The sequence below is a fragment of the Nonomuraea sp. NPDC001684 genome (genome assembly GCF_053596515.1).
Genome location: NZ_JBSFGJ010000482.1, coordinates 1 through 6675, shown reverse-complemented (window position 1 = coordinate 6675; position 6675 = coordinate 1). Strand labels below are relative to the sequence as shown.

Below are 6675 nucleotides of genomic sequence, written 5' to 3'. Positions count from 1 at the left end.
AGCTCTTCCGCGATCTCGCGCAGCGAGGTCGCCTCGTAACCCTGCTCCGTGAAGAGTTTCAGCGCGATCTCCTGGATCCGCGCCCGCGTGTCTTCCCGCACTTTGCACCTTGATTTCGACTTGACGGTCGGCAAGTAAGTATCTAGCTTATTCTAAGCTTGCCGGTCGGCAAGTAAGCAAGATCACAACTGGGGGTGTGCAGTGGCGGAGGCAGTCGGACGGCGCCGCGAGGTCATGGTCGTCCTGCCGGGCCTGATGCTGGCCATGGTGCTGGCCATGCTGGACAACATGATCGTGGGCACGGCCATGCCGCGCATCGTGGGCGAGTTAGGGGGCCTGACCCATCTGTCGTGGGTGGTGACCGCCTACGTCCTGGGCACGACGGTCTCGACGCCGATCTGGGGCAAGATCGGCGACCTGTACGGCCGCAAGACCATCTTCATCACCTCGGTCGTCATCTTCATGATCGGCTCCGCGCTGTGCGGCATGGCCGGCTCCTCCATGCTGGGCGGCCCGGCCGACGGCATGACCGAGCTGATCGCCTTCCGCGCCATCCAGGGCCTCGGCGCCGGCGGTCTCATGGTCAACGTCATGGCCATCATCGGCGACCTGGTGCCGCCCCGCGAGCGCGGCCAGTACCAGGGCATCATGGCCGGCGTCATGTCGCTGGCGATGATCGCCGGCCCGCTGGTCGGCGGCTTCATCACCGACCACCTCGACTGGCGCTGGGCCTTCTACGTGAACCTGCCGGTCGGCGCGGTCGCGCTGGTCCTGCTCGTGCTCAACCTCCACCTGCCGCGGACGCACAACAAGGTGCGCATCGACTGGGCGGGCGCGGTCCTGCTGTCGGTCAGCATCACCGCGATGGTGCTCATCACCACCTGGGGCGGCAACGAGTACACCTGGGGCTCCTGGCAGATCCTCACCCTGATCGCGGTCGCCGTGGTCTTCCTGGCCGGCTTCATCGTGGTCGAGCGCCGCGTGGCCGAGCCCATCATGCCGCTGCAGCTGTTCCGCAACCGCAACTTCACCCTGATCTCGGGCATCGGCTTCCTGCTCGGCTTCGCCATGTTCGGCGCGATCAACTTCCTGCCGCTGTTCCAGCAGACCGTCCAGGGCGCCACGGCCACGAACTCCGGCCTGCTCCTGCTGCCCATGATGGCCTCGGCCATGGTCGTGTCGCTGTTCGTCGGCAAGGCCATCACCAGCACCGGCAAGTACAAGATCTACCCGATCGTCGGCGGCGTCGGCATGGCCGCCGGCATGTGGCTGCTGTCCACGATGGGCGTCGACACCGCCTCCTGGCAGACCGGCCTCTACATCGCCGTGCTCGGCCTCGGCATGGGCTTCCTCATGCAGACCACCATGCTCATCGCGCAGAACAGCGTCGAGCAGAAGGACCTCGGCGTCTCCAGCAGCGCCACCACGTTCTTCCGGTCGATCGGCGGCTCGTTCGGCGTCTCGCTGTTCGGCGCGATCTTCAACAATCACTACCTGTCGGAGCTGACCGGCCGGTTCGGCGCCCAGGCGGCCGAGCGCATGACCTCGGGCGGCGGCGCCAGGATGGACCCCAAGCAGCTCGAACAGCTCCCCGTGCAGATGCGCACCGGGATCCTGGAGTCGCTGGCGACCTCGATCTCCGGCGTGTTCTGGTGGGCCATCGCCTTCGCCGTCGTGGTGCCGCTGCTGGCGGCCTTCATCAAGGAGATCCCGCTGCGCGGCGGCGCTCCCGCGGAGGCGGCCCCGCAGGAGGCGGTCAGCCCGGCGGCAGGCTGAACAGCCGGTCGATCGCCGTCAGCTGGAACAGGCTGCGCAGATAGGGCGTCAGCGCCACCACCCGCACCACGGCGCCGGCGTCCGCGGCCCGCAGCTGGAGGCGGACGAGCCCGGCCAGGCCGGAGGAGTCGACGAAGGTCAGCCGGGACAGGTCGACGTCGATCGCGGTGCAGCCCGCGGGGACGGGGAAGTCGCCCAGCCGGCTGACGGACTCGTAGTCGAGGTCGCCGGACAGGGCGAGCGCGACGGTCGTCGCGTCGGGGGTGGCGACCTCGATGTGCAGCGGCTTCCTGTCGACCACCCGGCCAGCCTAGCCACCCCGGGGAAAATGGGAGGCGCCGGGGTGGGCGAAGTGTGCACAATCCTCCCCATGCACATCTTGCGCCGCCCCCGGGTCGACGACGCCGCGGCCATCCACGAGCTGGTCTCGGCCTACGACACCGACGTCATCGGCTCGCCCGACATGACGCTCGACGACATCGCCGACGAGCTGGCCGAGCCGGGCTTCGACCTCGACAGGGACGGCTGGCTGGCCCACGACGAGACCGGCCGCCTGACCGGTTGGGCCTGGGCCTGCCGGGTGGGCGACAGCGACCTGGTCAACATCGAGGTCATCACCCGCCCCGGCCTGACCGGCCTGGACGACCTGCGGCGGGAGCTGTGGCGCACGGTCACCGCCCGCGCCCGCGAGCTCGGCGCCGAGCGCGGCCACGACGGCGTCACCCTCGACATCGGCATCTACCGCGCTGACCAGGACAAGCAGTCCTACGCCAAGGAGCAGGGCTTCGAGCCCGGCACCAGCTTCCACCGCATGCGCGCCGACCACACGGCCCCCGTCGAGGCGCCCGCCCCGCCGCCCGGCCTCACCCTGCACACGGGCGAGGACGAGGAGACCCGCCGCGCCGCGCACGAGGTGCACCAGATCGGCTTCGCCGAGCACTTCGGCTTCATCTCGGTCGACTACGACCACTGGTACGAGCGCCGCCAGGCCATGAGCGTCACCGACTGGAGCCAGCTCACCCTGGCCAGGATCGACGGGGAGCCCGCCGGCGTGCTGATCGGCAACAACCAGTTCGTCCCCGACGAAGACTGCGGCTACGTCGCCACGCTCGCCGTGCACCCGCGCTTCCGCGGCCTGGGCCTGGGCCGCTTCCTGCTCCGGCACGCCTTCGCCGCCGACGCCGCCAGCGGCCGCAAGGGCACGATCCTGCACGTGGACAGCAACAACACCACCCCCGCGCTGGGCCTGTACGAGTCGGCGGGCATGCGCCGCGTGCTGGCCATCGACGTCTGGCGGCGCCGCCTCTGACGCCGTCCCGTCACCGGCTCCCGCTAGACCCGGTGGCGGGCCAGGTGCTCCAGCACCGACTGGTTGGCCTCCCAGCCGTCGGGGAACTTCACCGGCACCCCGAGCTGCACCGGCTCGGCCGACGGGTGGGCGTCCAGCAGCTCGGCGATGCCCGCCCGCGCCACCATCACGCAGGCGTGCCGGTGGCGTGAGGCCAGCACGCACAGCCGCCCCGACTCCAGGTGGAAGGCGGTGGCGTCGCGGCGGCCCGACAGCGGGTGCAGCACGATCGTCACGTCGTACTCGCGGCCCTGGAGGCGGTTGGCGGTGTCCACGGTGATCTCCGGCGGCAGCCCGGCGTTCCTGATCGCGGCCACCTGGTCGCGATGGGCCGCCCCGACCGCGATCCGGTCGGCGGTCACCGGCCGCTCGCCCTGCTCGGAGGTCGCCACGGCGCCGCGCTGCAGCAGCCGCGCCGCCAGCAGCGCCACGGCCTGCACGGCCTCGCCGTCGGTGCGCACGGTGTGCCGTTCGGGCAGCTCCAGCAGCGCCCACCCCGACCGGGCGGCCTCCTCCAGCGCGCGGTCGTGCACGGTGCCCATGCCGCCCGCGGTCAGTTCGAGCCGCCGGTCGCCCGCCGAGGTGCCCGACCGGAACCCGGTGAACGGGTAGAACGCCTTCGACACCACCGGCGCGGCCGAGGCGGGCAGCCGCCAGGACACCGGCAGCCGATGGACCGGCAGCTCCGGGTTGTGCCGCAGCAGCACCGCCACCGCGCTCTGCAACGGGTCCCACGACAACCCCGACCAGCGGTCGCCGTCGACGATCGAGAACGGGTCGAGCTGCCCGGGGTCGCCGACGAACAGCGCCCGCTCGAACAGCGCCGCGATGCGCAGCAGCTTGTCCGAGCGCATCTGGTACGCCTCGTCCACGATCGCCCACGGCCACACCCGGCCGGAGATCCACGCCCACTTGTCGGCCGTGGCGATGACGATGTCGGGGTCGCCGAGGTCCTGGATCCTGGTGCCGACGGTGACGCCGGCCAGCTCCAGCATGCGCGGGTGGGGCACGTACCCGCCGGCCGACAGCCGTCCGACCTTCAGGTGCGGGTGTTTGTCGGAGATGCGGGCCACGAGGTCGTCGACCTGCTCGTTCGTCTGGGCGACGATCATCAGTGGCTCGCCGGTGGCGGCGATGTGCGCGGCGGCCCGCACGACCAGCGTGGACTTGCCGGCGCCCGGCGGGGAGTCGACCACGACGCCGCGGTTCCTGGGCAGGTCGGCCAGGACGTTCGCGATCACCTGCTCCGGGCTCTCGCTCACGACCATTCCTCCTGGGCGTCCTCGTCGTCGGGGATGTACTCCTGCGGCGGCCCGCCGTGCGTCCACGGCGTGGCCTCGGCCTCGGGCAGCGCCGGCGAGCCCTGGAAGTCGTCGGTCAGCGAGGTGTAGCAGACCCGCTCGCCGATCTCCGGCACGGCGCCGGGGGCGGGCGTCCTCCCCCGGCCCATGCCCTTGGTGATCTTCAGGGTGATCAGCCCGCCGTGCGCCTCGACCAGCTCGGCGCCCTGGCCGCGGCGCTGCGGGGTGCCGAGCGAGGCCCCGGGCGGCAGGCGTACCGGGTCGTCGGTCTTCAGCACCACCAGCGGACGCAGCTTGCGCGAGCGGCCTTCGCCCTCGACGTTGTCGGGGACGGTCTCGACCACCTCGCCGGCGAACGCCTCGCCGGTCAGCCGGTACTCGGCCATCACCAGCGGGTCGTCGTAGGCGCGCTGCACGTCGTAGGCGGCCTGGGCACGTTCCATGCGGGCCAGCTTGGCCGCGGCCGCCACCGCGCCGTCGCGCCTGGCCTGCGGCGGCGCGCCCTCGGCGATGTGGGCGGCCATGGCGCTGAACGAACCGCGGTCCTGCTCCCAGCGCTGGGCCACGCTCGCGCCCGGCTCCAGCCCGGCCAGCAGGTCGAGCGCCTGCCACATCAGCCGCCAGGTGGGTTCGAGCTGGGTGCGCAGCGCCTCGGCGACCCGCTCGGGCGACTCGCTGTCGATGGCCGGCGCGAGCACCTCGGCGTCGAAGCCCGGATCGGTCGCGGGCCCGGCGGGCGGCCAGATCAGCGGGTCCTCGGCGTCGTCGGAAGGGCCCTGGGTGATCCAGGACAGCAGCGCGGCCAGGTTGGCGTCCTCCAGCGCGCTCTGCCCGCTGGCCCAGTGGCGGCCCAGCTCCTCGGTGGCGGCCAGCGTCAGCGACGAGCCCGGGTAGGCCGCCCGCTCGGCGAAGTACGTCAGCCACCGCCCCAGCAGCGGCACCTCGGGCGGCACCGGGTAGGGCCCGTCGGGCCTGCGGAAGCGCGTGGAGCGGCCGAGCAGCCTGGTGAAGCCGACGCCCGCCTGGTTCGGCAGGACGAGCTGCGGCGCGTCGAGCGCCCGCTCGTAGGGGTCCGCGTTCTTGCGCTCCACCGTCTCGGTGTCGGCGGTGAACCCCTCGACGTACGGCAGCAGCACCCCGGCCAGCTCGGCGGCCCAGGCGAAGCGCAGCTCACGGTTGCGCGGCTGGGTGACGACGAGCAGGCGCGGCCGGTCGCGGTCGGTGCCGAGCATGGCGGCCAGCGGCGCGGCGGCCTCGCCCGACAGCTTGAGCGGGATGAACACCATCGGCCGCGCGCCCACGTGGCAGTGGCGGACCGTGGCGACGGGCTGGGCGATGCCCTCCCGCAGGGCGCGCAGCCGGGCGAGCGAGGTGAGCAGGCTCAACTGAGGCACTCCCTGCGCAGGCGTTCGGCGTTGCGGAGCAGGCCGGCGATCTCCTCCTGGCCGTCGGCCGGGTCACGCAGGCCGTCGGCCAGGCCGAGCGCCTCGGCGACCGAGGCGACCCCGCCCAGCTCGTCGCGCACCTGGCGGCCGAGCAGGTCGGAGGCGCCCTCCTGGCGGGCCTCGTCGCGGCAGAAGAAGCACAGGTCGCACGCGGACAGGCAGTCGGGCGCGTAGCGGGCGGTGGTCCTGCGCAGCGCGTCGGCCAGCTCGGCCGCCGGACGGGTGGGCCGGCCGTCCTCGCCCGGCCGCAGGTCGAAGCTGAGGTCCTCGGGCAGCGCGGCGAGCAGCCGGTCCAGGCCGGTCATCCGGGTGAGCTGACGGCGCAGCACGGCCAGCTGCCTGCGCACGTCGACCAGGGTCGCCACCGGCCGGTTGGCGAAGTTCTCGGGGCACACCAGCACCACGTCGTGGGAGACGGTGAGCGGGTCGTGCCCCAGCTCCGCCAGCATCGTGCGCAGCGCCAGCACGTAGACGGCGGCCTGGCGGGCGGCGGCGGCCACCGCGGCCGGCTCGGCCTGCCCGTCGACCACCGCGAACGACTTGATCTCCACCACGTGGAAGCGCCCGCCGAGCTGGAAGGCCACCACGTCGGGTTCGAGGAACGCGGTGTGGCCGGCGATCTCCAGGCTGAGCAGCGGGTGGTCGAACAGCGTGCCGGCGTCCTGGTCGCCGCGCGCCGCCCGGTCGAACAGGGCGCGGGTGTGGGTGTGGCGCAGGTGGGCGCCGACGTTCTCCACGTCGTGGTAGGCCACCTCGGCGAGCGGCAGGTCCAGCACCTCGCGCAGCATGCGCAGCAGCTCGGCGC

7 protein-coding genes are annotated in these 6675 nt (G+C 72.6%); 2 read left to right on the top strand and 5 right to left on the bottom strand.

Annotated features, from left to right (window positions below; all coding sequences use genetic code 11):
* On the bottom strand, positions 1-101 hold a 101-nt coding region (locus tag ACWCSD_RS44565), incomplete at its 3' end, for a TetR family transcriptional regulator (RefSeq protein ID WP_449924420.1).
* Positions 102-201: 100 nt separating this feature from the next.
* Here ACWCSD_RS44565 and ACWCSD_RS44560 point away from each other — a divergent pair.
* Positions 202-1776: an MDR family MFS transporter gene (locus ACWCSD_RS44560; protein WP_397156529.1), complete on the top strand. Its 1575-nt coding sequence runs from the start codon at positions 202-204 to the stop codon at positions 1774-1776.
* Here the strand turns inward: ACWCSD_RS44560 and ACWCSD_RS44555 are convergent.
* Positions 1757-2077 (bottom strand): STAS domain-containing protein, encoded by a 321-nt coding sequence (locus tag ACWCSD_RS44555; protein ID WP_387675563.1) that lies wholly within the window; start codon positions 2075-2077, stop codon positions 1757-1759. The genes ACWCSD_RS44560 and ACWCSD_RS44555 overlap by 20 nt on opposite strands.
* 69 nt (positions 2078-2146) lie before the next feature.
* On the opposite strand from ACWCSD_RS44555, the gene ACWCSD_RS44550 reads away from it, so the two are divergent.
* On the top strand, positions 2147-3085 hold the full coding sequence (locus tag ACWCSD_RS44550; protein ID WP_449924415.1) for a GNAT family N-acetyltransferase: 939 nt from the start codon (positions 2147-2149) through the stop codon (positions 3083-3085).
* Positions 3086-3108: 23 nt separating this feature from the next.
* Here the strand turns inward: ACWCSD_RS44550 and ACWCSD_RS44545 are convergent, their stop codons facing one another.
* The 3 genes from ACWCSD_RS44545 to ACWCSD_RS44535 all read right to left on the bottom strand — a co-directional run.
* Entirely contained in the window at positions 3109-4392 is a 1284-nt protein-coding gene (locus ACWCSD_RS44545) for an AAA family ATPase (protein WP_397156533.1), read from the bottom strand.
* The gene (locus tag ACWCSD_RS44540; RefSeq protein ID WP_449924412.1) at positions 4383-5819 is read right to left on the bottom strand and encodes a hypothetical protein; all 1437 of its coding nucleotides are present in this window, start codon (positions 5817-5819) and stop codon (positions 4383-4385) included. The genes ACWCSD_RS44545 and ACWCSD_RS44540 overlap by 10 nt, the downstream gene beginning before the upstream one ends.
* Positions 5807-6675 (bottom strand): hypothetical protein (locus ACWCSD_RS44535; RefSeq protein WP_449924409.1); only part of this gene is annotated, 869 nt, incomplete at its 5' end. The genes ACWCSD_RS44535 and ACWCSD_RS44540, both read right to left, overlap by 13 nt.